This window comes from Aquimarina litoralis (assembly GCF_019295435.1).
In the GTDB taxonomy this organism is placed as follows: domain Bacteria; phylum Bacteroidota; class Bacteroidia; order Flavobacteriales; family Flavobacteriaceae; genus Aquimarina; species Aquimarina litoralis_A.
On sequence record NZ_WEKL01000107.1, the window covers coordinates 129,636 to 155,823 of the forward strand.

Genomic DNA, 26,188 nt, shown 5'->3' on the forward strand with positions numbered 1-26,188 from the left:
TTAATAATGATGAAAAAAATACATAACAAACCAGAGCTTAGAAATAATAGAAAACAACTTCGCAAAAACTTAACTTCAGCGGAGGCTTTTCTATGGAAATATCTTCAAAAAAGAAAATTCGAAGGCAAAAAATTTCGGAGACAACATAGTATAAATAATTATATAGTGGATTTCTATTGTGCAGAGGAGAAGTTAATTATTGAATTAGATGGTGAAGTCCATAACAATCCCACGGCAGAAGAGAGAGATACAAAAAGGGACAAAGATCTGAGTGAGTTGGGTTTTTCAGTAATCCGGTTTGAAAACAAAATGGTGTTTGATTATCTACCTTCTGTTTTACAAGAAATAAAAGAAAAATTTAAAAAAGAATAAAAAGTTCCTTCCCCTTTGAAGGGAAAGGTGGTTCAGCAACGCTGAATCGGATAGGGTAGCGTTTACCCCTTCCGCCCTGTCAAGACAGGACACCTTCCCCTATCAGGGTAAGGAATAATAAATACATAATGACACAAAAAGAACTTTTTCATATCGCCGAATCGTGGTTTCAGCAACAGCAATGGAAATCTTTCCCTTTTCAGATGCAAACTTGGAAAGCATTCTTACAAGGAAAAAACGGACTATTAAACGCGCCAACTGGTAGTGGAAAAACTTATGCGTTGTGGGTGCCTATTGTACTCAATTACATCAAACAAAACCCTGATTATAAAAACAAGCACAAAAAAGGTTTAAAAGCCATATGGATTACTCCATTAAGAGCCTTATCGCAAGAAATTAAACAAGCCACTGAACGATTTGCAGAAGATTTAGGCACACAACTAACTGTTGGAATCCGAACTGGGGATACTTCTCAAAAAGAAAGAGTTGCTCAAAAACGATCCATGCCAGACCTATTAATTACTACTCCAGAAAGTCTACAATTATTACTGGCATCCAAAGGTTATGATAAAACGTTCAAAAATTGCACTGCTATTATTATTGACGAATGGCATGAACTATTAGGAACCAAAAGAGGAGTTCAAATTGAGCTAGCTTTATCCAGACTAAAAACTATTTCGAAAGATCTTCGTATTTGGGGTATTTCTGCTACTATTGGCAATCTAGAACAGGCACAAGAGGTTTTACTAGGTCATCAATCAAAAGCGCTACAAAACTCAATACTTGTTAAGGCGAATATCAAAAAGAAAATAAAGGTTAAAAGTATCATCCCAAAAGAAATGGAAACTTTTCCTTGGAGAGGTCATTTAGGGATTCATTTATTGGATGAGGTAGTACCTATTATTAAGAAAAGTAAAACCACCTTGCTTTTTACAAACACACGAAGTCAATGTGAAATTTGGTTTCAAAAAATACTACAAAAATATCCCGAATTTGCCGGAGAAATGGCTATGCATCATGGCAGTATCAATAAAGAAACGCGATTATGGGTAGAACAGGCAATTAGAAATGAATCATTAAAAGCAGTGGTTTGTACTTCTAGTTTGGATCTGGGTGTTGACTTCGCTCCTGTAGAGACTATTATTCAGATCGGTGGACCGAAAGGAGTAGCTCGATTTTTGCAACGCGCAGGTCGAAGTGGTCATCAACCTGGTAAAACAAGTGTGATTTACTTTTTACCAACTCATGCCATAGAATTAATAGAAGCTTCTGCCCTACAAAAAGCTGTTCAAGAAAACACTGTCGAAGATCGTATTCCATACCTCAATAGTTTTGATGTATTGGTACAATATCTCACTACACTTGCGGTTTCTGATGGTTTTCATCCAGCGACTATCTTTCCTGAAATTAAGAATACTTTCTGTTATCAGGCTATTTCTGAAGAAGATTGGAGATGGATTCTCAATTTTATTACGATTGGAAGTCAAAGCTTGCAACAATATGATGAATATAAAAAAGTAGAAATTCTAGAAGATGGTTTATTTAAAGTAAATAACCGAGGAATTGCTATGCGCCATCGTTTACAAATTGGAACTATTGTAAGTGATGCTGTTTTAACTGTAAAATATCTCAAAGGAGGTTATATTGGTAGTATAGAAGAGTGGTTTGTTTCCAAATTAAATCCTGGTGATGTATTCACATTTGCTGGTAGAAACCTAGAGCTCGTACGAATTAAAGAGATGCAGGTTTTGGTACGAAAATCTTCAAAGAAGACTTCAAAAGTACCTAGTTGGATGGGCGGAAGATTAACGCTTACTTCTCAGATGTCAGAATTATTAAGAAATGAACTATATACTGCCTCTTCTACATCAAAAAACACCACTACTCAATCTGTAGAGCTAAAATCTTTGGCTCATATTTTCAAAAGACAACAATTAGAGAGTATTGTTCCTGGTCCAGATGAATTTTTAATTGAAACCTTTAAGACAAGAGAAGGATATCATGCTATTTTTTATCCTTTTGAAGGTAGATTTGTACATGAAGCTCTAGGAAGTTTAATTGCATATCGCATTAGTCTTTTATCACCTATTTCCTTTTCAATAGCGTTTAACGACTATGGATTTGAATTGTTATCAGATCAGGAAATTGATATGCAACAAGTAATCGATAATGATCTATTTACTAAAGATCATATGCATAGTGATCTTCAAAAAAGTTTGAATGCAACAGAAATGGCAAGAAGAAAATTCAGGGATATTGCTGTGATCTCGGGAATGGTTTTTACCGGTTATCCAGAAAAAATGTTGAAAAGCAAACATCTACAATCCAGTTCGCAATTGCTATTTAATGTATTCAGAGATTACGAACCAGATAATTTGCTCTATCAACAATCCTATATCGAAACTTTTGAACATCAATTAGAAGAAGGGAGATTGCAAGAAGCACTAGAAAGAATTGAACGGCAATCTATTGTCTGGAAATCCTGTACCAAGCCAACTCCTTTTTCATTTCCAATTATTACAGATCGATTCTCTAGAGAAAAATTATCTAGTGAAAAACTAGAAGATCGTATCAAAAAGATGGTAGCTTTGTTATCTAAGAAATAACTTTGTCTTTTTTATTATCTTTACAAAAAGTAAGAAAAATGAATATTTCCAAACTTCAAAATGACATTATTAAACAAGTTCTATCTATTGAAGATCAGGAGTTTTTGAAGTTTTTTAAGGAGATTCTTATGAACAAAAAAGAAACATCATTGTATAAAATGTCAGAGTTTGAAAAAACAATGGTTTCTGAAAGTCGATCTGATTATAATTCTGGAAATATAATCGAGAATGACGCTGTATTTAAAAAAAATAATGAATGGCTCGAAGAATAGTTTGGACTTCAAAGGCTGACATTATTTTTACTGAAATTTTGGAATTCTATTGTAATCGAAATAAATCCAAAACCTATAGTAGAAAACTCAATAGAGAAGTCAACACTATAGTACAACTTCTTCCAAAATATCCTTTCATCGGAATCAAAACTGAAATTGATAGTATAAGAGTTTTGATCAAGGGAAATTATAAGGTATTTTACGAAAATAAACCTTCAGAAATTATTATTCTTTTAGTTTGGGATACCAGACAAGATCCAACAAAGATTCCACTAGAATAATGATCCAAACCATACAAATACAAAATCAATCCTTTATTTTGCATCCTTCAGGAGTTATCTTTTGGGAAGAGCGAAATATGCTTTTGATTGCGGACCTTCATTTGGGTAAAGTATCGCATTTTAGGAAACATGGTAGTGCCGTTCCACAGAATGCAATCCAAAAAAACTTTGAACAATTAGATACTGTTATACATCTTTTCAAACCTTCTCGTATTTGTTTTCTTGGAGATCTTTTCCATAGCTATTTGAATAAAGAGTGGGAATTATTCGAATCTTGGATTACACAAAAGTCTGCTATAGAATTTATTCTTGTCGTAGGAAATCATGACATTATTTCTCCACACAAATATGAAGAAATCGGTCTAAAAGTAGCTTCAGAAATACTTATCTATGATTTTCTATTAAGTCATCATCCTGAAAAAAGAGAAGGTTTCTATAATTTTTGTGGGCATATTCATCCAGGAGTATTATTAGGTGGTATTGGGAAACAGCGCTTACGATTGCCTTGTTTTTACCAAAGTGAACATCGACTAATACTTCCTGCTTTTGGAGAATTTACTGGAAATCATATGCTAGAACCCATTGAAAACACCAAAATATATGCAATTACCCAAACCGAAGTTATTTTAGTGCATCAATAATACTTCATATGCAAAACCAACAACATCTTTTTGATCTTTCTGAAGAAATCATTTACCTCAACGGAGCCTATATGTCTCCACAATTAAAATCAGTAACTGAAATTGGTATATCTGCTGTGCAAAGAAAAGCACAGCCTTATCAAATTTTACCTGAAGATTTTTTTAGTTTAAGAGAGGTTTTACCAACTAAGAAACAAGACTTGCTCTAAACGAACAAGTCTTATTACATTATTCTTTTTTAATGACAACCTCCTGTTGTATAACAACCTCCACCAGGTGTTTCTTCATCAAATGGACTTTCATTTGCATTTTTATTTCCTCCTTTTACAATGATTTGTTGATTTCTGTCTAATTGACTTACCCCTTTTAAATTTAAAATGTTTTCTAACATATATAAGTTATTTGATAATATGAATAATCTCCTGAGCATTTATAGACATTCAGGAATTCTGTCTCTATCTTTATCTATTTCTAAAAATGTATTCTATAGATTATTTGTGATCTCTCCTTTATTTTCTATTTGTTTATGTTAGTCGTTAATCTAAACTTTGTCTGGAACAAATATAAGAGGGGTTATAGATCGAAATCAAACGAAGTGAATCGACTTTCAGGGAAAACATACTGTGTTTTCCAGGAATCAAGAGTTACTCTAAACGTTATAAATATTTAGAAACTAAAGCAGATAATCATTAAAAGTTTAACGTTAGCTTTTTATTGACTAAATCTTTAGGTTTGTACGACACAAATAGGTAAATATATGTCACTTGCTGTTGCTTCGTCAAGTCTAAAAAATAAATATTTCATTGCTGTTTTTTTAAAACTGTTTTTACTCTTTAATACCTATAGTCTTTTTGCTTTTCAGAATTCATTTGATAGCTTACTTACCAAAGAGTATACATATTTAAAAAAAATGATATTCAAGAATGCAAAAGATTCATCAAAAGCTATAATATATGCTAAACCATATTTATTTAAAGCAAAAAAAGATACTGACACTTTAAAAATAGTAGATGGATTCTATTATTTTTCAGGTATTACCAAAAGTGAAAAAATTCGTGAAAAATATTTAGACAGTATGATTCTATTCTCTCAGAATCTAAAAACAGCATCCTATCCTGCACTAGCATATTACAACAAGGGAAAAATCGAATATAACAAAGGTAATTTCAAAAAAGCACTTGACCTATATCTTAAGACTAATGAAAAAGCAAGAGAATTTGAAAATATTCATCTTTTTTATGCCAGTAAAAAGAGTATAGGTATCTTAAAAAGTAGGATTGGTGAACATAAGGACGCTTTAGCAGAACTTAAAGAAAGTCATGAATACTATTCAAATTTAAAAAAGACAAAACCTAAAAACTATTTAAGTACGTTAATTGCGCTATCGGATTCTTACAATTTGAATAAAAAATTAGATTCAGCTACAACCCTTAACATCCTCGGATATAAAGAATCAGTAAAGTTCAAAAATGAAAGTTTTAAGTACTATTTTACACTAAATGAAGGGATTAATTTATTTGACAAAAAAAGATTCACAACAGCTAAAGACAGTTTACTGATTGCTATCGAAGCGCTTAAAGCAAATGATGATAAGGCCAATTTATCTATGGCTTACTTTTTTTATGGAAAAACGTTAATGGCCTTAGATAAACAAGAAGAGGCTATTGCTGCACATATAAAAGTCGATGATATATTTCAGGAAATATCCGAGATTATGCCTAATAACCGAGAGAATTATGAAATATTAATTAATTATTACAAAAAGCTAGGAGATAAGAATAATCAATTAAAATATATCAAGCAATTAATCACTGTCGATAGTGTATTACACACTAACTATCGATATCTAATAAAAACAGTAGTACAAAACTATGATACACAAAGATTAATTTCTGAAAAACAAGAAATCATCGACAGCTTAGAAAGCAGAAAAAGAACATCTTATATAATCATTGGTATATTAACTATTATAAGNCTTTTATTACTTGTTTTATGGTTAATTAATCATCAAAGACGAAAACAATATAAACAACGTTTCGAAGAATTATATCATAAACCTAATTCAGATAAAAAACCAGACATATCAATATTAGTAAAAACAGAGAAGACCAAACTTACCATCCCCGAAGAAAGTATAAAAGATATACTTAATAAATTAACCAATTTTGAAGATGAATTAGGATTTACACAAACGAATTTATCTATAAATATATTAGCGAAGAAATTTGGAACCAATTCTAAATATTTATCTAAAATTATAAACACCTACAAAAAGAAATCATTTAATAGTTACATAAATGGTCTTAGAATTGACCAATCCATAGTTAGGCTTAAAACCGACTCTAAATTTAGAAACTATACGATAAAAGCAATTGCAAAAGAAATGGGTTTTAATACGACCGATGCATTTTCTAAAGCTTTTTATAAAAAAAACGGAATACACCCTTCCTATTTCATCAAAGAATTAGAAAAACAGTTAGGGCAATAAAAATGAAATTGCATCACCTTGTTTTCACCGAAAACACACAACCATTTAGAAAAAAAGTAAGAACCAATTGCATTACTAATTATATTTGAATCAGAATTAATAAGATTATTATATCTAAAAAAAATCATACTTATAAGAAAACGATCTGAAAATGAAAAAGATTAAATTAAACAAAATTACAATCACAAGACTGAATAATTTACAAACTATCAAAGGAGGAGAACCCGCTTGTGATTCTAGGGTTAGAAAAAGTTGTACATCTAAACCTCCAGAGAGTGACTATTTTACGGAGGATGGAACCCTGTAAAGTTTAAAAAAGTATACTAAGTAAATATTTTATCTATTAGTAACATCTAGGTTAATTGCACCTTAAATAATTCAATGTCCATTAATTATTAGATGTTCTAAATATTTTCATAAACGGTTTCATATATTATTACAGATATCTTAGTTTAGTTGTTACATAAAATTGTATATGCAAAACCAACAACACCTTTTTAATCTTTCTGAAGAAATCACTTACCTCAACGGAGCCTATATGTCTCCACAATTAAAATCAGTAACTGAAATTGGTATATCTGCTGTGCAAAGAAAAGCACAGCCTAATCAAATTTTACCTGAAGATTTTTTTAGTCAAAGAGAGGTTTTAAAAAAACGTTTTGCTTCATTAATACAGGCCAATGATTACAAGCATACTGCAATTATACCTTCTGTTTCATATGGAATTGCGAATGCAGCCAATAATATTTCATTACAAAAGGGAGATGAGATTATTTTGGTCGATGAACAATTTCCGAGTAATGTCTACATATGGCAGGAAGTAGCAAAGAAAAATAATGCCATTATTAAAATTATATATCCGCCTAAAGAGTTTGAAAACCGTGGTAAGAAATGGAATCAAAATATATTAGATGCTATTTCCGAAAACACCGCTGTAATAGCCTTACCACATGCTCATTGGGCAGATGGAACTTTATTTGATCTTCAAGCAATCAGAGAAAAGACGACAGCAGTAAATGCAATGATGGTCATTGATGGTACCCAAAGTATAGGCGCGTTACCATTTTCTGTAAAGGAAATACAACCAGATGCTTTAGTCTGTGGAGGATACAAATGGTTATTAGGTCCTTACTCTATCGGGATGGCATATTACAGTGATGCTTTTAATAACGGAATACCTATAGAACATAATTGGATGAATCGACATAATAGCGAGGATTTTTCTGGACTGACCAATTACCAAGATCGGTATAAAGAAAAAGCAGCTAAATATTCTGTAGGAGAATCCAGTAATTTCATACTAACTCCGATGCTTATCAAAGCGCTCGAACAACTCATTGAATGGCAACCTAAAAATATTCAGGAATATGCAAAAAACATATCTTCTCATACTATTAAAAAGTTAAGAGAATTGGGGTGTTTCATCGAAGAAGATACGTATAGGGCTCATCATCTTTTTGGCATATATCTGCCCAGTCATATGAATTTAGAAAAGATAAAATCAGCTCTTAAAAAACAACAGATTTTTGTTTCTTACCGAGGAAATGCCATCAGAGTATCCTGTAATGTTTACAATAGTGAAAAGGATTTTGAAAAATTGTTAAACTGTTTTTAAAATAACAAACCCTAGGTTATCTTCTATATAACCTTAGGGTTTGCTATGACTCCAATTTAAATTTTTACCAATTTAATTACTTGTTGATTACCTACTTTGTCTTTTACTGTTAAGAAGTAGGTTCCTGAAGAAATATCGGTAAACACTAAGGATTTACTTTCTGTAATTGCTCCGCTCATTACCAATTTACCGGTTATAGAATATAGTTCATAACTTCCATTATTTATTTCATTTACAAAAGTGATGCTATCGGTAAAAGGATTTGGATACACAGCAATTTTTTGAGTATTCCTATCAATATCCGTTACACTAAGTGTTTGCGCTATACAAAAACCTTCTATAACTTCAGGATCATTATTCTCCGAAGCATTCGTATCTCCTAGCACTCCATTATTAGATGTTACTGAAAGATCTCCAACTGCTTGTTGACTTCCGATCTCATCCAATTGCCAATAACCAATCAGCCCTGATGGTTGTGTTTCAGATAACTCCATTGAAGAATTGTCTAATATCTCCTGATCACTACGAGCTATATCCCAAAATCTAACTTCGCCTATAATTCCATTAAATCCATTTCCAGTTGGTTCGTCTAATCCAATAAAGATGTCTGCATCGTTATTGATTTCTCGATTGGATCCAATAGTAGCATTGGCAACCATAGCACCATCCACAAAAATACTAATCATATCCCCATCTCTTCTGGCTGCTACATGATGACATTGACCATCATTCAAAGGAATTCCACGACTTTGATCTGCAAAATAGTTAAGCCCGTCTACCTGTACAAAAAGATAATAATCTGCACCTACCTGATCTAAGGCTAAAAAGAAACCACTAAACGGCTCTGACCCTCTTTTTGAAACAATCATAGGAAAACTTACATTTTGAGTTTCGGAAGCATTAATAACCGCTTCTACTGTAAAGGAATTATTTCCTAACTCATACGCTGCATTCGCAGGAATCAGAACTTTGTCATTTTCTGACACATCGAAAACCAATTGATTCTGAACATTTTTTTCAATACAATTTCCTGATATTCTTTCAGGATCCTGATTATCCACAGTATTTGAGTTTCCTAAAAAACCATTATTAGATGTACCAGAAAGATCTGTTATACTTTGTTCATTTCCAGTTTCATCTAACTGCCAATAACCAATTAAACCTGATGGTTGTGTTTCGGATAATGCTACAAGAGAATTGTTTTGGATCTCTTCATCACTACGAGCTACATCCCAAAATCGAACTTCGCCTATAATTCCATTAAAACCATTTCCAGTTGGCTCGTCTAATCCAATAAAAATGTTAGCATCGTTATTGATTTCTCGATTTGATCCGATAGTAGCATCCGCAACCATAACACCATCTACAAAAATACTAATCATATCTCCATCTCTTCTGGCTGCTACATGATGACATTGTCCATCATTTAAAGGAATACCTCGACTTTGATCTGCAAAATAGTTAAGCCCATCTACTTGTACAAAAAGATGATAATCGGAGCCTACTTGATCTAAGGCTAAAAAGAAACCACTAAACGGCTCTGACCCTCTTTTTGAAACAATCATAGGAAAGCCTACATTTTGAGTTTCGGAAGCATTAATGACCGCTTCTACTGTAAAGGAATTATTCCCTAACTCGTAAGCTGCGTTAGCAGGAATGAGAACTTTATCATTTTCCGATTGCGAAAATTCTAATTGTTCACTTTGTCCAATCAAAAACAACGATTGGAAAAACATCATTGATACTAGTAATTTTTTTACCATAGTGAGTGTAATTATTTAAGTAAGTTTTAATTTTAATAAAACCCCAAAATAACTACACGTAATTCAAACAAAACCCTTCTATAATTAGAATTGTGACGAACGGGTTTAAAATTGTGACGAATGGAAATAACAATTTATCGTAAGTTGAGTGCCTCATCACATTTTGGTTTTCAAAAATGATACTATCAACTTTTATAGCTGTCGAAAAGAAGCAACTTTGAAAATAAAACAACACAGTAATTCCTTCTACTAATTTATTTTTTAGAGCTAACATCTATATAGTATATTTGCGCTAAAATATTTACTACGTGAGTAAAACAGCTATCTCGCAAACTTTTGCACAGTCTCCGCAATTGCAGAAACTGGGAACTGCTATTGCCCAGTCTGAAAGTAAAACACATGTACAAGGTCTTATAGGATCTGCATTATCTTTTGCTATAGAAGACTCTTTTAATAAGAGTGAAAAACCTTTCTTATGTATTTTTAATGATAAAGAAGAAGCTGCCTATTATCTAAATGATTTAGAACAATTATTAGGAGATAAAAATGTGCTTTTCTATCCAGGAAGTTATCGTAGACCGTATCAGATAGAAGAGACTGATAATGCAAATGTTTTATTAAGAGCTGAAGTACTTAACAGAATCAACTCAAGAAAGAAACCAGCATTAATTGTTACCTATCCTGATGCCTTATTTGAAAAGGTAGTAACTAGAAAAGAACTGGAAAAAAACACACTAAAGATTTCGATTGGAGATACCCTATCATTAGATTTTGTAAACGAAGTATTGTTTGAATATCAATTCCAAAGAGTAGATTTTGTTACAGAACCTGGAGAGTTTTCAGTTCGTGGTGGTATTGTAGATGTCTTTTCTTTCAGTAATGACGAACCTTATCGTATAGAGTTTTTTGGAGATGAAGTAGATAGTCTTCGAACTTTTGATGTGGAAACACAATTATCTACCGATCAAATCAAAAAAATCACGATCATCCCTAATGTAGAGAATAAAGCGATACAAGAAACACGAGAAAGTTTCTTAAAATATATTGCTTCAAAAACAGTGATTTTTGTTAAAGATATTGATTTGTTATCATCAAGAATTGACAAAAATTACGAGAAGGCAAAAGAGGCTTTTAAAACATTATCCTCAGCCATTAAGCATGNTACCCCAGAAGAACTATTCACTTCTTCTGAGGTTATCAAAAAACAGTTATTGGATTTTACATTGGTAGAAATTGGAAATAGACCATTTACCAAAGCAGATTATGCTATAAAATATAATACCAAACCTCAACCGTCTTTCAATAAGCAATTCAACTTGTTAATTGAAAATCTTAATGAAAACCATGAAGAAGGTTATAAAAACTATATTTTTTGTGTTAGTGAGCAGCAAGCAAAGCGTTTTCATGACATTTTTGATGATGCTGATTTAGATGTTAAACAATATGAAACTGTAGTTTTTTCTGCTTATCAAGGTTTTATCGACCACGATCAAAAAATTATATGCTATACCGATCATCAGATTTTTGAAAGGTACCACAAATTCAATCTAAAAAGTGGGTATGCAAAAAAACAGGCAATTACCTTAAAAGAACTTACCAACCTTGAAGTTGGAGATTATGTAACCCATATCGATCATGGAATTGGAAAGTTTGGAGGGCTTCAGAAAATAGACGTTGAAGGTAAAAAACAAGAAGCCATCAAATTAATATATGGAGAGAGAGATGTCTTATACCTTAGTATTCATTCCCTTCATAAAATTTCGAAATTTAATGGTAAAGATGGTAAAGCACCTCAGATCTACAAATTAGGTTCTAAAGCTTGGAAAACGCTAAAACAAAAAACAAAAGCTAGAGTAAAGCATATTGCTTTTAATTTAATCCAATTGTATGCAAAGAGAAAGCTACAGAAAGGATTTCAATATGCACCCGATAGCTATTTGCAGCATGAACTAGAAGCCTCATTTATTTATGAAGATACTCCTGATCAAAGTACTGCTACGGAAGCGGTAAAAGCAGATATGGAAAGTGAAAGACCCATGGATCGTCTGATCTGTGGTGATGTTGGTTTTGGAAAAACAGAAGTTGCAATTCGAGCGGCTTTCAAAGCTGTAGATAATGGCAAACAAGTGGCTATTCTCGTACCGACAACAATTCTTGCTTTTCAACACGCAAAAACCTTTAGAGAACGGCTTAAAGATTTTCCAGTCGTTGTTGATTATGTGAATCGTTTTAGAACCGCCAAACAAAAAAGAGAAACTTTAGAAGACCTAGCTAATGGTAAAGTCGATATTATTATTGGAACACATCAATTGGTCAATAAAAATGTAAAGTTTAAAGATCTTGGACTATTAGTTATTGATGAAGAACAAAAGTTTGGTGTATCGGTAAAAGATAAGTTGAAAACTATTAAAGAAAATGTTGACACTTTAACACTGACAGCAACTCCAATTCCAAGGACTTTACAATTTAGTTTAATGGCCGCCAGAGATCTTTCTACCATTACTACTCCTCCACCAAATCGCTACCCAATTGAAACTAATGTTATTAGATTTAATGAGGAAAGCATCAGAGATGCCGTTAGCTATGAAATACAACGAGGCGGACAAGTATATTTTATTCATAATAGAATAGAAAATATCAAAGAAGTCGCCGGAATGGTACAACGATTAGTTCCTGATGCTAAAGTTGCTGTAGGACATGGACAAATGGATGGCAAAAAATTAGAAAGTCTTATGCTTTCTTTTATGAATGGAGAATTCGATGTATTGATTTCTACTACCATTGTAGAAAGTGGATTGGATGTACCGAATGCCAATACTATTTTTATTAATAACGCTAATAATTTTGGGCTTTCAGATTTACATCAAATGCGTGGTCGTGTGGGTAGAAGTAATAAAAAAGCATTTTGCTACTTTATTACACCTCCCTATTCTGCTATGACTGAAGATGCCAGAAAAAGAATTACAGCATTAGAACAATTTTCAGAATTAGGAAGCGGATTCAACATCGCAATGAAAGATCTAGAAATTAGAGGTGCAGGAGATTTATTGGGCGGAGAACAAAGTGGTTTTATTAATGAAATTGGATTTGATACGTATCAAAAAATCTTAAATGAAGCTATTGAAGAACTCAAAGAAAATGAGTTTGCAGAATTATATGAAGACACTTCTAAAGAAAAAGTATATCTTAAAGATACTCAAATCGATACAGATTTTGAATTGCTATACCCAGATAGCTATATCAATAATATCACGGAACGTCTTAACTTGTATAAAGAATTAAACGAGATCAAAGACGAAGAAGGGTTGCAAGCCTATGAAAAAAGATTAGTAGATCGTTTTGGTGAATTACCAGATCAAGCAACCGATCTTCTGAATTCGGTGCGTATTAAATGGATTGCGACAAGTATTGGAATTGAGAAAGTGATAATGAAACAAGACCGACTGATAGGATATTTTATTAGCGATCAACAATCTAGTTTCTATCAAAGCCCTGCATTTAGTAAAGTACTTCAATTTGTACAGAAAAATCCAAATAAGTGTAAGATGAAAGAAAAAAATACACGAAACGGATTGAGATTACTTTTAACATTTGAAAATATAAATACTATTGATCGTGCTTTACATGTTTTACAACCTTTAAAATTTAAGCCCGGAACTGAACAAAATTCTTAACTAAGTTCCATTAAACCTAAGCTCAGCTATAGGGTTTTCAGTTTAACGACACTTAATTGCAATTCATCGACAGTAATATCGATCTAGTCGTTTAAAATATTTGTAAGCTCTTTTTATCGGTAATTTTACATCGGAATACAATGTGAAAAACCAGCTTAGACTATGAAAAGGAATGAAGAATTTAGTTTTTTAAAAGGAACTTGGAAACAATTAAAAAAAATAAACAGTAAGGTTAATCGAATCATAGAGGGATTAGATACCAATAAGCTATACGCTATTAACTATAGTAATCTTAAGCAACGGTTTGCTGAAGAACTAGAAAATTATAAAAACCATCCGGAATTAATCGATATTGAAGAATTTTCTGCGAACTATGCCTTTGGATATCATTCTTCAAATAATATAGATAGTATGTGTAGTAAGCAAGCTATGTTTATAGAAGTAAAAAGCTACTTAAATAATATAAAGAATCGTGCCTAATTATTTTTCACATTCTTACAACCTAAATTCCTTTATAGTTACAAAAATCCATTCACTTCTCAATTCAATTTTTGTATGATCGATCTAAATATCTTGTTAAGACAATCGTAAATACTTCAGAATAATTCCTATATTTCGCAATATAAAAAAACAGACGCAATCTCCGAAAAAGCCTGTTATTACTGAAATGTCAGGTTAATGTCGGGTCAAAGTCAAGCTAAAAAATTTGAGATTCTATCTCTTACACCTAATATTGCTGTATCAAAAATGAAAACAAGTTCTAGTAATTCTACTGCAGAGAGTACTACTTCTAAAGAAACTAAAAACTTAAAAATCATGGAACAGCCAGCATTAGGAATAAAAATATCTGAATTAAGAAAATCTAAAGGATTAACTCAAGAAGAACTCGTAGAACAATGTAATATAAGTGTTCGAACTATTCAAAGAATAGAAGCAGGAGAAGTAACACCCAGAAGTTATACTATCAAAACTATATTATCTGCATTGGATTATGACCTTGAGGACATAAAAACAACAGATTCTCAAGTAACCAAAGAGTTTAAAAAATTATTTCTTTTAGATATTGATGATACAAAAGAAGCCTCTTTTTTAACCAGACAGCTAACCATATCATGGATAAGTGGAATTGTGTATTTCATTCTAGGATTTGGTGAGTTTGCTTTGGACTATGCAAGATACTTTGATTATTCAATGATCACATCTAATGCTGTCTATAGTGTTATTAAATTAACCGTTTTAGCTTCATTTATTCTTTTCATGCGTGGTTTTATATTATCTGGAAAAATTTTCAAAAACTATCTACTACGAATTATAGCTTTCATCCTAACCATTATGACCATCATTTTCTACAGTTATGATATTGTATCGTTATACCTTGGAGGATTTGATTATATGTATATCATTGGTGCTTATGGAGTATCTATTGGTATTATTGGGGTGTTATTTGGAATTGCCATCATCAGACTGAAAAATGCTTTAGGAACCTTGGCAAAAACTACCGGTATCTTCCAGATTATTGCCTACGGATGTATGGCGACTGTTATTTTAGGTTTCCTTGGATATTTCTTACTTACTCCTGTTATTATCCTGGAAGTAATTCTCCTGTACAGAATTTCTGAAATGCTTAAAGCCAAACAAAAGGAAACTGAGCTAGCATAGCATTCTCTCCCATTTTTAAAATCCCTTTTTTTCATTAGGTAATTACTTAATGACAAGAAAACCTATATCCATTTTTAAAACAATATCATGAAAAAAACGATCATATTTACATCAATAATAGTAGTACTTATTTTAAGTTATTTCTTTTTCGAACCCATTTTTACATATGCATCAGGCTGGAATAATTCTCCAGACAAAAGTGAATTAAAACCTATTCAAACACATGAAAATCTTATTCAGAAAAAAGCTGATAGTACATTAAAACTTATTTATAACAGATTAAACACACCAGCAGTATCTATTGCTGTAGGTCAGAATAATAAAGTTATTTGGTCCAATGCGATGGGCTATCAAGATGTTGAAAACAAAACGTTGGTTGACCTAAATACCAAATTCAGAATAGGAAGTACATCTAAAGCTGTTACTTCATTAGGGATTGGTGTTCTTTTGCAAGAAAATAAAATTCATTTAGATCATCAGGTAAAACAATTAGTTCCTTATATAACAAATCATCTTGGAGAATTAACATTGAAACAACTAGCATCACACACCTCTGGAATTAGAAATTATGGTGTTTGTTTTTGCTTCCCTGTTTGGGAATATTACAACAACAACTCATTTTCTAGTGTAGAACAAAGTGTTGGATTATTCAGTAATGACAAATTACTATTTGATCCTGGAGAGCAATTTAGCTATAGTAGTTACAATTACACCCTATTAAGTGCGATGCTAGAAGGAGCTTCGGGAAAAGCGTTCCCAAAATTTATGAAAGAATCCGTTTTTGCTCCTTTACAAGCAATAAATATTGAAGAGGAGACTTCAGAAACTATCCAAAATGCTGCAAAGTTTTATGAGATTTATGATCAACAATACAAAGAAGTATATCCAGTGAATAACAGTAACAAGTGGGCTGGCGGAGGATATTTAGCCTCTCCCACTGCTTTGGTCAAATTAGGAAACGCTTTCATGAATCATCAACTTTTTGATCAAAAAACAAGAGAATTACTTACCACTCCGGTACCACTAAACAATTCAGAAATCAATGAACAAAATTATGCTATTGGTTGGAGGAATGATACTAAAGACATATTTGAAAATGGTACGCAAATCAATATATGGCATCATGGAGGTATCGCTAATGGATCTATTTCATTACTAATGTTATTTCCAGAACACAATCTTTCTATATCAATGCTGGCCAATAAAAATGGAACATCTGCTGATCTATTTGAAAACGTATACGCGATTGCTAAAATATTTATAAACGAAAAATCTTAGGAGCATGAAAAATCAAACAATATCAATTTTAAAAACAATAGTATTCTTTAGTATCCTATTTTGCCTTCCTTTTTCAGCTGTACCATGCACAATAGTCAGCGCGATTGCAGCAAATGGTCATGTATGGAATGCTAATAATGAAGATGGCCCTTTTGGAATAGCGAATTTTATAAATGTATATCCAAAGTCTAAAGATCAAAAATATGGGTATTATACGTTATCCTATCTATCTCCTAAATATGGTCAAGGAGGACAAATGCAAGGTGGAATGAATGAAGCCGGATTAACTTTTGATTTTAATGCTATACCTAAAGTAGAAGATTTCGATCCTAAATCTAAGAAAGTATTTCCAAAAGGTGATAATGCCATATTACCTTTTATTTTAGCAAACTTTAATTCTGTAGAACAAGTAATTGATTTCTTTAATACGTATTGGTTTCAAAACGGATTTACAAGTGCTCAAATGCATGTAGCAGATAAACAAGGTAATTTCGCTATTATCAGTGCCTCTGGAATGAAGTTAGTTAAAAACGGCAACCATTTGGTATCTACAAACTTTGATATTTGTAAAAAGGAAGAAAATACTTCTTGTTGGAGATATCCTATTGCTACTGCAAAGTTATCCAAGCTTGGTGCTAGTCTATCTACTATGACCGCAATATGTAAAGAAACCGCTCAAAAAAATGGAGCTACCATGTATTCGAATATTCAAAATCTTACTACAGGTGATATTTGGTTTTTTTCAAAACATGACCCTGATACACTAATTAAAACAAATATCAATGACCTTATATCAAAAGGTAATGTATCATATAGTTTTAGTGATCTAAAATCGATTCAGGCTAAAGACAAAAAACATATATCGTCTAAACCAACAGAAATACCTTTAAATGATACTGTTTTAGATAATTATATAGGAATCTATAAGAACGGATTTATTGGCAATGTTATGGTCAAAAAGAATCGCAAAGGTTTAGAAATATTATTTTCAGATGGTATGAAATTAACGGTTAATCCTTCTGCTTCTGATACTTTCTTTTTCCCATTTGAAGATATTGTTGTTAGGTTTAGCTTCGATAAAGAAAGAGATAAAATGTCTATAAATTTCTTTGAAAATGGACTTTGGTCATTTACTGCATGGGAAGCATCTTCATAATTAAATAAGGTCAGAATTTTACAATTCTGACCTTTCATCATATTTGAATCAGCCATTAAGAATTGATCATCGAAACTAATTCTTGACTAAACTACTTTATAAATTTTTTTATACTTATTCATTATTTTAATCTATATATAAAAGATCTACTCCTGATTCTTTTGTCTTTATTCCAGTTTTAGTCTGCGACCAAAAAAATCCATTTTTAAAAGCATAATATATATTACTAGAGCTATTCCCTTCATATACCAATATAACTCGTGTTCCATTTGTGGCAATNCCAGGACGTTGATCCGTTTTAGCATAATTTCTTGTTCCGACTTCTACCCGTTGGAATGTACCAGGAATTAAGGAATTCCCGAAAGAAGATGTCCACATTTCGTTTTTATCTGTTCTAATGACTACATGATTCAATCCTCTAGTGTCTTTTCTTGAGGTTATGGCAATATCCAAYGCATTACCAGGAGACTGAAAATTAGGAAAAGGAATACTTATATTGATGTTTAAATCTTGAAAAGCTAGCCCATCTACACTTCGGTAATAATTTAGATGCACACTACCTATCATTGCCAATAAAAATACTCCATTACTTTGTATTACATCAAAATCGTTAAAACTTATACTAGGTGTTACCGGTCTATTCGTAGTCCAAGTAGTACCATCAAATTTGCTCATATAAATTCGATTGACTGATGTTTTTCCCGTATGAAACACATATAATTCTCCATTTTTGGATACTGTTCGAATCAATCCATTTTTAGAAGTGAACGCACCAGGAACTGTCCTTTCTGTGCCAAAATCAGTTCCATTATTGGAAACCGTATAATAAATTTTACCTGTATTACGACGACCTCGATACACAATTGCTACCCTACTTCCAAATTGAGTTCCGCTGATGTGTGTTTTAGTAAGACCTGCACCAGGAACATATCTCCCAGAAGACCAACCACCAGTTCCAGTAGCACTATTAGAGCTAATGATTTTATCATTTCCGCTGGCTCCACAATAAAATTGAAATCTATTTGGTAACGGTGTAGTTTTTTGTAAAACTGATGATGTTTCTATAGAATCTTCTTCAAAAGAAAGCTCTTTCTCATCGTTCTCGCAAGAGGTAATCATTAGAACACACAAAAGAATTCCAATAACCCCAATTAATTCTGATATTGCTATTTTTTTCATTTTATAAGGTTTTAAAAAATTAATGCCCATAATTCATAGGACCACTTGATTCAAATCTTCTCTTCGCGAAAGAGGTTCTCAACTTTAAGTTCCGTCATACAATTTTTGTTACCCATATTGATAAAAAAAGATCATAATCTATGGATTATGATCTTCATTATAAAAAACCTGAAAATTTCAAATCAAGTCACCTTATTCCTATTAACAAGTATTTCATCTTTTTAGGTGACAATATTCTAACCAGTGCTTACCAATAGGTTTGCCATGTAGATCCATTGCAGTATAACGGTTCCATAGGAGCTAAACAATTTCTAGCAATTAAATTTGCTGATGCTATGCTGTTATCACAAGGTTCACCTTCTGATGGACATATATTGTTCCAATGTCCCGCTTTTAACTGAGATTGTTCTTTTTTAGATAATTGAACTCCTCCATGTTTTAAAATGTTCTGTAACATAATTTAAATTTTAAGAATTATAAACTCCTGAACTTTTTTAGACAATCAGGCTTTTGTCCATCTCTTCTGAATGAGATATTTATGGTAAGTTCCTAGAGTTCCTTTTTGTTACCCATCATAAAAAAGGTCAGAAACATAAAATTCTGACCTTTCATCACATTTAAATTAGCTTTTTATATTTCTATACTGGTCCTCCCACTGGTCTGCATAAACATCCTGCGCAGATAAGCGGATAATCACATTCGCTATCCGAATGGCAATAAGAATTTAATCCTCCTCCTCCATTGATAACTTGCTGTTGTTCTTTTTTTAATTGATTGACTCCTTTTTGAGCTAAAATTGATTTTAACATAATGATTTGATTTTAAGATTAATAAAAAAATACTTCATGGGAATAATATCCCATATTAATTATGGATTCCAACACACCAAGGTAGGATCCCATGGTGGCATACAGCTTGATAGAGGTTCTCCAGTACAAGGATTTGTGCTATACCATCCTGGAGGACATGAAAATTGGCCTCCCATTACCGTTTGTTTTTCGGACTTTTCTAGAATTCGAGCCCCTTTTAAACTTTTAATTGAATTTAACATGATTGAGTTTTTGTGTAAATAATGATGGCATTATTTTTTAAAATTCATCATTTACGTTTTTTGATAATGACCTTGAACATTTATAGACAATCAAGTTTTTGTCTACCCTTCGCGAAAGAGTTGATATTTGTGATAAGTTCCCTAAAAAGAATCTTGTTACCCACAAAAAAAGGTCAGAATTATAAAATTCTGACCTTTCATCACATTTGAATTAGCCTTTCTGTGTTTCTATACGGGTCCTCCTACAGGTCTGCATAAGCATCCTGCACAGATAAGAGGGTAATCACATTCGCTATCTGAATGGCAATAAGAGTTTAATCCTCCTCCTCCATTGATAATTTGTTGTTGTTCTTTGTTCAATTGCTCTACTCCTTGTTGAGCTAAAATCGATTTTAACATGATGAATTGTTTTTAAGATTAATTTGTATTGTGGGTATAAGTTACAAAATAAAAAAGAGGAAAATTCCCTTTTTTATTTATTAATTTTAATTTAATATTCAATGCCGCTTTCTATGATTCTTAGATTACTTGTTCCAGCATCAGAAACATATAAAGTTTTCTGATTTCTACTTGCTAAAATTCCATTCGGAAAATTAAACGTAGCTTCAGAAATATCGCCATCATCATTTCCTAAGGTACTTCCGGCAAATACTTCAAAATCATTTTCGGCTTTAGGGTTGATCTTATAAATCTTATGTTCTCCTAACTGAGTTGCAAAAAGAAAACCTCTAGCATACGTTAAAAAACCCAGGAAATTTGCATTAGGTGCAGTTGCTGGAAGCTCTGCAATAAACGTAAGATCACCATCTTTATACTTATAAATTTTTCTGTCATTAAAATTTCCGATATACGCATCTCCTCTTCTGTCAAAAGCAATTCCTGCAGGTCCATTTATTGGAGCTCCTTCATATAATTTAGTAACGGTATTGTCCTCAGATAAAATATTAATCGTATTTGTATTATACTCTACAAATAGCATATCATTCGTTCCTGGAATTCGTTTAATACCTGCAGGAGATATTGCAGGAATACTATCTAATTGAATTCCTTCTTCAGAATATTTGTAGATGGTATTTCCAAAATGATCGCAGACATATACTTCATCTCTTTTATTAATACCAATACCATTTGGAGATACTAAACCGTCTACAAAAACAGTAACTTCTCTTGCTGGGTTCATTTTATAGACTGTATTGCCAACAAAATCTGACCCATATAAATTACCTTTTCTATCAATCGCTAATCCGTCATAAAATGAGCCTTCTGTTACAGTATCCACTGTAGTAGTAATTGTAGGTACTTCTCCCGGTTGACAAGAGCTAAATAACAATGATAAAAAAAGTGTACATGAAATAATCGAAGTGTATCTTCTTTTTTTAATACTTAAAAAATAACTAACTGTTCGTTTCATTTGATTAAATTTTAGAATTTCCCCAAAATTGATTTAAAAACCAAGATAAATCGACCGACGGTATACCATGAAACGTTTTTGAACGTATATTCTCTTAAAGAAGTTTACCTAACTACTTTTTTTGATGTTCTATACTTATCTGATGTTATAAGAACTGTGTATATTCCTGAACTCCAATCACTAGTATTAATATTTCTTTCGAAGGCTTCGGTTTCAAACGGATTTGATTCTGAAAAAATTCTTTGCCCAAGCGTATCGTATACTGCTATATCAAAACTACTTTGTTCTAGAAGTACCCCTTTTATTGTTAGTATTTCACTTGATGGATTGGGATATAGCATTAAAGAAAAGTCTGCATCTATGAATTCGTTGATACTAAGGGTAACATCAGAAATTATTCTCAGATTTTTTGTTCCTGCATCACTTACATATAAAGTAGCTCCATCTGGACTTGCCAAAATACCGTTAGGAAGATTAAATCTAGCATCTGCAACATTTCCATCTACACTCCCAATACCACTTCCAGCAAATATCTCGAAATCATCAATGTTTTGAGGGTTGATTCTGTAAATTCGATGTTCTCCTAATTGAGTAGCATATAAAAACCCATTCGCATATGTCAAGAAACCCAAAAAATTAGCACTAATTCCTCCTGATGGTAATTGGGCAACGTACTCCAACATTCCATTATCATACTTATAAATTCTTCTATCATTAAAATTTCCTATAAATATGGTACCACTATCATCAAACGCTATTCCAGCAGGCCCATTTAATGGACTCCCAGAAAACAGTTGAGTAATCATACCATCCGATGTAAGCACATTAATAGTATTATTACCATAACCAACAAAAAGCATATCATCACTGTTGGGCATTTTTTTTATTCCTGCAGGAGTAGTAGTAGTATAGTTTGCAAGTTCATCTCCATTATCATTGTACTTTATTATTCTATTACTTTCATGATCACAGATATAAATTTCATTGTTACTATTCACGGCAATTCCGTTAGGAGTATTTAGACCACTCACAAACGTACTTACATTGCGATTTACATCCATTTTAAATACCGAATCCCCTGAATAATCAGATCCATATAAATTACCATTTGTATCCAAAGCAAGTCCATCATGAAAAAGCCCTTCTGTAATAGTGGTTACGGTTTGAGAATTTAAATTAGTTGCTGCTAATAATAAAATAATAAAGTAGAGCGTATTCGTTTTCATATCATTAATAGTTTTTGAAATTAATTTTTTAAAACTAATTTCAAAAAGCAATGTAAATCGACCGAATGTATACTAAGAAACTACTTTAGCTTGCTTTTAGTCTTTTAATATAATTGCTAGGTGTATCATTCTTAATCATTTTAAAAGCTTTGTTAAAAGTAGATTTAGAATTAAAACCTGAATCCAAGGAAAGCGCTAAAATAGTATGCGTAAAATGTTCTCCATTCTGAATTTTAGTAACGAACTCCTGGACTCTGTAGGTGTTTATATAGTCATAAAAACTACACTTGTGAATATTATTAAGCAACCAGGATACATTGTTTGTAGATGTATTTAATTCTCTAGAAAGATCCTTAAGCGTGAGTTCATTATTTAGATATATTTTCTTGTTTACCATCAAATCTTCCAATGATTTTTTAAGATTTTCTAATTCCTCACCATCTAATCTTTCTTTGGTAATCTTTTTTTTCTTGAGCAACGGAATTCTAAAAATTTCTGGTTGTTTAAGGCTAAAAAAACCTACGATATAAATAAAAACAGGTATGGAGACCCAAATTAAATGGTAGCTTACAAAAGCCAATTCTCTTCTACGAATAAAGAAGTTATTCAAATAACTTACAATCCATAAAACCATAAAAAAGGAAATACCTATCAAAAAAACACCAATATATTTTTGAACCTTTTGAGCATAAGAAAGATTCGCTTTTTCTTCCCTTTGATAAATCTTAAGTAAACCAAAAGAAAAAACGGTATATAGCAGATTACTAATCAAGCCTGAAGTTTCTACCACAAAGTATATAATATTAAAATCTCCTTGTCGTATCATCGTAATAACTTCTTCCTGTGTATACAGCAACGTCCAACCGAAAAACATAAGGTGAAGAAATGCTGGAATGAAATGATACCAGGACATCTTATATACAGGAGATTCATGAAAAGTCAGTCTTCTTATATAAGTATAGAGCAATGGGCCAAAAATAAAAATCAATGTATCCACAAAACTTGCAACTCTAAAAAAAAGTATTCCAGAAAATCTGGGATAAAACACTCTTCCTACTAACATTATAGATGCTATGAGTAGTAATAGAGATAAAATTCTATTGGCCGATTTATTTCTATTATGAAGTAATGAAAGTGTAATAGCAAGAAAAACACCTTGGCTAACTCCTAAGAAAAGTAACAAATCAATTATTCCGAATGAATTCATACTGGAGATTTTTGTTCTTTTTCAAAACTAATTAAATTTTAAARTCAACAGGTGCGTTTGGGTACACTCATACTAGTTAGTTGTCTAAGCAACTATTTTATCTATGATTCTCATAATACGCTATTGAAATGCTATTTTGTAATTCTTTATACTCTTCAATCGATAATAATGGAGCTTTTAAAGCTTGTATGCATTCTAAAAGTTGTTCTCTAGTTCTAAAACCTATCACGGATGAACTTACGGCAGAATGTTTTAACACAAATTGAATAGCCGTTTGAGCAAGAGATCGATCCGGCTTAGATAATTCATTTAATTTCTCCACACTTTTCTTCACATCCTGAAGCAAATGACCTAAATATTCTTTAATAGGCTTTCCAGCCAATAATCCTTTGGCTAGCGTACCTCTTGCTAAAATTCCTATATTGTTTTCTTGTAGTAGTTTTAGACTAGATTCTTCGGGTCTTCTGTCCAAAACACTATATTGCATCATAACACTAGAAATATGAGAGTTTTTTACGTAAGATCTTATTACATTTGGTCTAATAGACGAAATTCCATAGTATCTAATTTTACCTTCTTTTTTTAATATTTCAAAAGCATCTATAGTTTCTTCTATAGGATCATCAATAGTACCTCCATGCAATTGGTATAGATCTATATAATCTGTTTGTAGTCGTATTAAACTATTTTCTACCGCATTGATAATATGTTTTTTACTTGGATTCCAATCCCAACCATCACCATTTTTCCTAAGTTGATTGCCTACTTTGGTTCCAATGATGATTTGATCTCTAAAATCTTTTACTGATTTCCCTAGAAGTATTTCATTTTGTCCTTTTTCGTATAAATCTGCTGTATCAAAATAATTGATCCCTTGATCAAAAGCTGTATGAATTAGTTTTTGGTTGTAAGATGTATCTTCTTTTAAAGACATACATCCAAAAGAAATTTCGCTAAGCTCAAGATCGGAGTTCCCTAATTTACAATAGTTCATGCCTTGTGTTTCTTATTTTTAATTTGAAACATTTACTAAAAGTGATAAAATGCATCTTCAAGATGCTCAATTTTAGTTCCTAAAGTATTCTTTATGATTGCTATAATATCAAATCGAATTTCTACATCAAGATCATTTTCTACAACATAATGATCAATCGCCTTTACCAACAATTGGATTTGCTTTGGTTTCACGAAATCTTGTGGGTCTCCAAACTCTGGAGTACTTCTTGTTTTTACTTCCACAACTATGACTGTAGTTTCTTTTTGAGCGATGATATCCACTTCAGCTTTTTGATACCTGAAATTCTTTTCAAGAATAGCATATCCTTTCTTTTCTAAAAACTCAATCGCTAATTTTTCACCTTCTTTTCCAAGTGTATTATGTTCTGCCATTCGAATTACTTATAAATATTCTAGAATTACTTCAGTTTCGGAAACGCTTAAAGAAACTTCTGTTCCTAAAACCAACGCTCTGTTATCTTCTATATGTCCCATGGGAAAATCAAAAGCTACCGGAAAATCATACTCTTTTACAGTGTCTAAAATAATCTCCTCAGCATTTTTACCAAAAGGAATATTATTATCATGCATTTTGGTCATTCCACCAACAATTAGACCCGATAATTTATCAAAATATCCATTTCGTTTTAGATTCTGGAGCATTCTGTCTATGTGATACAAATACTCATCTAAATCTTCAATACAAAGGATTTTCCCTTCGCAATCAATGGAAGATATAGAACCACAGATAGCATATAAAATTGATAAGTTCCCTCCTATTAGTTTCCCTCTTGACGTGCCCATTCTATTATTTTGATTGGAAGGAATCTGATAGTTAAAATTTGTCCCAAAAAGAGCATCATACAGCGATTGTTTTGCTTCGTTAGTTCCTTTGAAAATATCAATAGGCATAGCAGCATGTATCGTTGAAATTGATAGATTATGAATATGTGCATGAAGTACAGTTACATCTGAATATCCAATAATCCATTTGGGTCTTTCCTGAAATTTTGAAAAATCCAGTGCGTCTATAATTCTTATCGTTCCATAACCACCTCGTGCGCACCAGATGGCCTTAATTTCTGGATCATCAAGCATTCTTTGAAAATCACCTATACGTTCCTCATCTGTTCCGGCGAACTGATGATTTTCTAACCCAATTGTTTTACCTATAATTGGAACTAAATTCCATTTCTCCAGAATTTTAACTGCTTCTTCAACCTCTTTTTGATGGATCTTTCGGGCTGTAGAAACGATGGCTATTTTATCCCCTTTTCTTACAAAATCCGGCTTCAACATTTCTTAAAATTTCA

At 32.0% G+C, this 26,188-nt stretch carries 26 protein-coding genes; 14 read left to right on the plus strand and 12 right to left on the minus strand.

Annotated elements, in window-relative coordinates:
• Nucleotides 1-6: 6 nt before the first annotated feature.
• From GBO31_RS23875 to GBO31_RS23900, 6 genes are all read left to right on the plus strand, one after another.
• Nucleotides 7-372, plus strand: coding sequence for an endonuclease domain-containing protein (locus GBO31_RS23875; RefSeq protein WP_219011142.1), 366 nt, complete (start codon nt 7-9; stop codon nt 370-372).
• A 128-nt stretch (nt 373-500) separates the two neighbouring features.
• Nucleotides 501-2,978 carry a ligase-associated DNA damage response DEXH box helicase gene (locus GBO31_RS23880; protein WP_219011143.1) on the plus strand — a complete coding sequence of 826 codons (2,478 nt, stop codon included), beginning with the start codon at nt 501-503 and terminating at the stop codon, nt 2,976-2,978.
• 38 nt (nt 2,979-3,016) lie between these two features.
• Nucleotides 3,017-3,250, plus strand: a complete 234-nt coding sequence (locus GBO31_RS23885; RefSeq protein ID WP_219011144.1) for a hypothetical protein — start codon at nt 3,017-3,019, stop codon at nt 3,248-3,250.
• Nucleotides 3,235-3,531: a type II toxin-antitoxin system RelE/ParE family toxin gene (locus tag GBO31_RS23890; RefSeq protein WP_219011145.1), complete on the plus strand. Its 297-nt coding sequence runs from the start codon at nt 3,235-3,237 to the stop codon at nt 3,529-3,531. Before GBO31_RS23885 ends, GBO31_RS23890 begins: the two co-directional genes overlap by 16 nt.
• Nucleotides 3,531-4,172, plus strand: coding sequence for a ligase-associated DNA damage response endonuclease PdeM (gene pdeM / locus GBO31_RS23895; RefSeq protein ID WP_219011146.1), 642 nt, complete (start codon nt 3,531-3,533; stop codon nt 4,170-4,172). The genes GBO31_RS23890 and pdeM overlap by 1 nt, the downstream gene beginning before the upstream one ends.
• A gap of 8 nt (nt 4,173-4,180) precedes the next feature.
• Complete coding sequence (locus GBO31_RS23900) at nt 4,181-4,381, plus strand: hypothetical protein (RefSeq protein ID WP_219011147.1); 201 nt, start codon at nt 4,181-4,183, stop codon at nt 4,379-4,381.
• Between the two features lie 29 nt (nt 4,382-4,410).
• Here GBO31_RS23900 and GBO31_RS23905 read toward each other — a convergent pair whose 3' ends face one another.
• Nucleotides 4,411-4,563 carry a hypothetical protein gene (locus tag GBO31_RS23905; protein ID WP_219011148.1) on the minus strand — a complete coding sequence of 51 codons (153 nt, stop codon included), beginning with the start codon at nt 4,561-4,563 and terminating at the stop codon, nt 4,411-4,413.
• A gap of 1,323 nt (nt 4,564-5,886) precedes the next feature.
• Here GBO31_RS23905 and GBO31_RS27415 point away from each other — a divergent pair.
• The 3 genes from GBO31_RS27415 to GBO31_RS23920 all read left to right on the plus strand — a co-directional run bounded on the left by GBO31_RS27415 (nt 5,887) and on the right by GBO31_RS23920 (nt 8,275).
• Nucleotides 5,887-6,660 carry a helix-turn-helix domain-containing protein gene (locus GBO31_RS27415; protein WP_429725825.1) on the plus strand — a complete coding sequence of 258 codons (774 nt, stop codon included), beginning with the start codon at nt 5,887-5,889 and terminating at the stop codon, nt 6,658-6,660.
• Nucleotides 6,661-6,811: 151 nt separating this feature from the next.
• Entirely contained in the window at nt 6,812-6,967 is a 156-nt protein-coding gene (locus tag GBO31_RS23915; RefSeq protein WP_219011150.1) for a hypothetical protein, read from the plus strand.
• Between the two features lie 168 nt (nt 6,968-7,135).
• Nucleotides 7,136-8,275: an aminotransferase class V-fold PLP-dependent enzyme gene (locus GBO31_RS23920; RefSeq protein ID WP_219011151.1), complete on the plus strand. Its 1,140-nt coding sequence runs from the start codon at nt 7,136-7,138 to the stop codon at nt 8,273-8,275.
• Nucleotides 8,276-8,331: 56 nt separating this feature from the next.
• Here GBO31_RS23920 and GBO31_RS23925 read toward each other — a convergent pair whose 3' ends face one another.
• Entirely contained in the window at nt 8,332-10,038 is a 1,707-nt protein-coding gene (locus GBO31_RS23925) for a LamG-like jellyroll fold domain-containing protein (protein ID WP_219011152.1), read from the minus strand.
• Nucleotides 10,039-10,346: 308 nt separating this feature from the next.
• Between GBO31_RS23925 and mfd the strand changes: the two genes are divergently transcribed.
• The 5 genes from mfd to GBO31_RS23950 all read left to right on the plus strand — a co-directional run bounded on the left by mfd (nt 10,347) and on the right by GBO31_RS23950 (nt 17,805).
• Nucleotides 10,347-13,712 (plus strand): transcription-repair coupling factor, encoded by a 3,366-nt coding sequence (gene mfd / locus GBO31_RS23930; protein ID WP_219011153.1) that lies wholly within the window; start codon nt 10,347-10,349, stop codon nt 13,710-13,712.
• Nucleotides 13,713-13,874: 162 nt separating this feature from the next.
• Nucleotides 13,875-14,192: a hypothetical protein gene (locus GBO31_RS23935; protein ID WP_219011154.1), complete on the plus strand. Its 318-nt coding sequence runs from the start codon at nt 13,875-13,877 to the stop codon at nt 14,190-14,192.
• A 198-nt stretch (nt 14,193-14,390) separates the two neighbouring features.
• The gene (locus GBO31_RS23940) at nt 14,391-15,371 is read left to right on the plus strand and encodes a helix-turn-helix domain-containing protein (protein ID WP_219011155.1); all 981 of its coding nucleotides are present in this window, start codon (nt 14,391-14,393) and stop codon (nt 15,369-15,371) included.
• Nucleotides 15,372-15,458: 87 nt separating this feature from the next.
• The gene (locus tag GBO31_RS23945; RefSeq protein WP_219011156.1) at nt 15,459-16,649 is read left to right on the plus strand and encodes a serine hydrolase domain-containing protein; all 1,191 of its coding nucleotides are present in this window, start codon (nt 15,459-15,461) and stop codon (nt 16,647-16,649) included.
• Between the two features lie 4 nt (nt 16,650-16,653).
• Entirely contained in the window at nt 16,654-17,805 is a 1,152-nt protein-coding gene (locus GBO31_RS23950) for a carcinine hydrolase/isopenicillin-N N-acyltransferase family protein (RefSeq protein ID WP_219011157.1), read from the plus strand.
• A gap of 1,426 nt (nt 17,806-19,231) precedes the next feature.
• Here GBO31_RS23950 and GBO31_RS23955 read toward each other — a convergent pair.
• The 10 genes from GBO31_RS23955 to GBO31_RS24000 form a co-directional block, all read right to left on the minus strand.
• Nucleotides 19,232-19,441 (minus strand): hypothetical protein, encoded by a 210-nt coding sequence (locus GBO31_RS23955; RefSeq protein WP_219011158.1) that lies wholly within the window; start codon nt 19,439-19,441, stop codon nt 19,232-19,234.
• A gap of 181 nt (nt 19,442-19,622) precedes the next feature.
• On the minus strand, nt 19,623-19,793 hold the full coding sequence (locus GBO31_RS23960; RefSeq protein ID WP_219011159.1) for a hypothetical protein: 171 nt from the start codon (nt 19,791-19,793) through the stop codon (nt 19,623-19,625).
• Nucleotides 19,794-19,852: 59 nt separating this feature from the next.
• Complete coding sequence (locus GBO31_RS23965; RefSeq protein WP_219011160.1) at nt 19,853-20,035, minus strand: hypothetical protein; 183 nt, start codon at nt 20,033-20,035, stop codon at nt 19,853-19,855.
• 228 nt (nt 20,036-20,263) lie between these two features.
• Entirely contained in the window at nt 20,264-20,434 is a 171-nt protein-coding gene (locus GBO31_RS23970) for a hypothetical protein (protein ID WP_219011161.1), read from the minus strand.
• 91 nt (nt 20,435-20,525) lie between these two features.
• Nucleotides 20,526-21,446: an SMP-30/gluconolactonase/LRE family protein gene (locus GBO31_RS23975; RefSeq protein ID WP_219011162.1), complete on the minus strand. Its 921-nt coding sequence runs from the start codon at nt 21,444-21,446 to the stop codon at nt 20,526-20,528.
• Nucleotides 21,447-21,550: 104 nt separating this feature from the next.
• Nucleotides 21,551-22,672 carry a T9SS type A sorting domain-containing protein gene (locus GBO31_RS23980; RefSeq protein ID WP_219011163.1) on the minus strand — a complete coding sequence of 374 codons (1,122 nt, stop codon included), beginning with the start codon at nt 22,670-22,672 and terminating at the stop codon, nt 21,551-21,553.
• 85 nt (nt 22,673-22,757) lie between these two features.
• A complete protein-coding gene (locus GBO31_RS23985; RefSeq protein WP_219011164.1) occupies nt 22,758-23,879 on the minus strand; it encodes a helix-turn-helix domain-containing protein in 1,122 nt (373 codons plus the stop codon).
• A 97-nt stretch (nt 23,880-23,976) separates the two neighbouring features.
• On the minus strand, nt 23,977-24,873 hold the full coding sequence (locus tag GBO31_RS23990) for an aldo/keto reductase (RefSeq protein ID WP_219011165.1): 897 nt from the start codon (nt 24,871-24,873) through the stop codon (nt 23,977-23,979).
• A 35-nt stretch (nt 24,874-24,908) separates the two neighbouring features.
• Nucleotides 24,909-25,268, minus strand: coding sequence for a YraN family protein (locus tag GBO31_RS23995; protein ID WP_219011166.1), 360 nt, complete (start codon nt 25,266-25,268; stop codon nt 24,909-24,911).
• Nucleotides 25,269-25,277: 9 nt separating this feature from the next.
• A complete protein-coding gene (locus GBO31_RS24000) occupies nt 25,278-26,174 on the minus strand; it encodes a S66 peptidase family protein (RefSeq protein WP_219011167.1) in 897 nt (298 codons plus the stop codon).
• Nucleotides 26,175-26,188: the final 14 nt, after the last annotated feature.

Excerpts from the sequence above, each read along its gene's own strand:
- GBO31_RS23955 (WP_219011158.1), bottom strand. The coding sequence starts at position 19,441 with ATGTTACAGAACATTTTAAAACATGGAGGAGTTCAATTATCTAAAAAA.
- GBO31_RS23995 (WP_219011166.1), bottom strand. The coding sequence starts at position 25,268 with ATGGCAGAACATAATACACTTGGAAAAGAAGGTGAAAAATTAGCGATT.
- GBO31_RS23975 (WP_219011162.1), bottom strand. The coding sequence starts at position 21,446 with ATGAAACGAACAGTTAGTTATTTTTTAAGTATTAAAAAAAGAAGATAC.
- GBO31_RS23940 (WP_219011155.1), top strand. The coding sequence starts at position 14,391 with ATGTCGGGTCAAAGTCAAGCTAAAAAATTTGAGATTCTATCTCTTACA.
- GBO31_RS23985 (WP_219011164.1), bottom strand. The coding sequence starts at position 23,879 with ATGAATTCATTCGGAATAATTGATTTGTTACTTTTCTTAGGAGTTAGC.
- GBO31_RS23900 (WP_219011147.1), top strand. The coding sequence starts at position 4,181 with ATGCAAAACCAACAACATCTTTTTGATCTTTCTGAAGAAATCATTTAC.
- GBO31_RS23965 (WP_219011160.1), bottom strand. The coding sequence starts at position 20,035 with ATGTTAAATTCAATTAAAAGTTTAAAAGGGGCTCGAATTCTAGAAAAG.
- GBO31_RS23885 (WP_219011144.1), top strand. The coding sequence starts at position 3,017 with ATGAATATTTCCAAACTTCAAAATGACATTATTAAACAAGTTCTATCT.
- GBO31_RS23920 (WP_219011151.1), top strand. The coding sequence starts at position 7,136 with ATGCAAAACCAACAACACCTTTTTAATCTTTCTGAAGAAATCACTTAC.
- GBO31_RS23880 (WP_219011143.1), top strand. The coding sequence starts at position 501 with ATGACACAAAAAGAACTTTTTCATATCGCCGAATCGTGGTTTCAGCAA.
- GBO31_RS23980 (WP_219011163.1), bottom strand. The coding sequence starts at position 22,672 with ATGAAAACGAATACGCTCTACTTTATTATTTTATTATTAGCAGCAACT.
- GBO31_RS23970 (WP_219011161.1), bottom strand. The coding sequence starts at position 20,434 with ATGTTAAAATCGATTTTAGCTCAACAAGGAGTAGAGCAATTGAACAAA.
- GBO31_RS24000 (WP_219011167.1), bottom strand. The coding sequence starts at position 26,174 with ATGTTGAAGCCGGATTTTGTAAGAAAAGGGGATAAAATAGCCATCGTT.
- pdeM (WP_219011146.1), top strand. The coding sequence starts at position 3,531 with ATGATCCAAACCATACAAATACAAAATCAATCCTTTATTTTGCATCCT.
- GBO31_RS23905 (WP_219011148.1), bottom strand. The coding sequence starts at position 4,563 with ATGTTAGAAAACATTTTAAATTTAAAAGGGGTAAGTCAATTAGACAGA.
- GBO31_RS23960 (WP_219011159.1), bottom strand. The coding sequence starts at position 19,793 with ATGTTAAAATCAATTTTAGCTCAAAAAGGAGTCAATCAATTAAAAAAA.
- GBO31_RS23990 (WP_219011165.1), bottom strand. The coding sequence starts at position 24,873 with ATGAACTATTGTAAATTAGGGAACTCCGATCTTGAGCTTAGCGAAATT.
- GBO31_RS23925 (WP_219011152.1), bottom strand. The coding sequence starts at position 10,038 with ATGGTAAAAAAATTACTAGTATCAATGATGTTTTTCCAATCGTTGTTT.
- GBO31_RS23950 (WP_219011157.1), top strand. The coding sequence starts at position 16,654 with ATGAAAAATCAAACAATATCAATTTTAAAAACAATAGTATTCTTTAGT.
- GBO31_RS23945 (WP_219011156.1), top strand. The coding sequence starts at position 15,459 with ATGAAAAAAACGATCATATTTACATCAATAATAGTAGTACTTATTTTA.
- GBO31_RS23935 (WP_219011154.1), top strand. The coding sequence starts at position 13,875 with ATGAAAAGGAATGAAGAATTTAGTTTTTTAAAAGGAACTTGGAAACAA.
- GBO31_RS23875 (WP_219011142.1), top strand. The coding sequence starts at position 7 with ATGATGAAAAAAATACATAACAAACCAGAGCTTAGAAATAATAGAAAA.
- GBO31_RS23890 (WP_219011145.1), top strand. The coding sequence starts at position 3,235 with ATGGCTCGAAGAATAGTTTGGACTTCAAAGGCTGACATTATTTTTACT.
- GBO31_RS23915 (WP_219011150.1), top strand. The coding sequence starts at position 6,812 with ATGAAAAAGATTAAATTAAACAAAATTACAATCACAAGACTGAATAAT.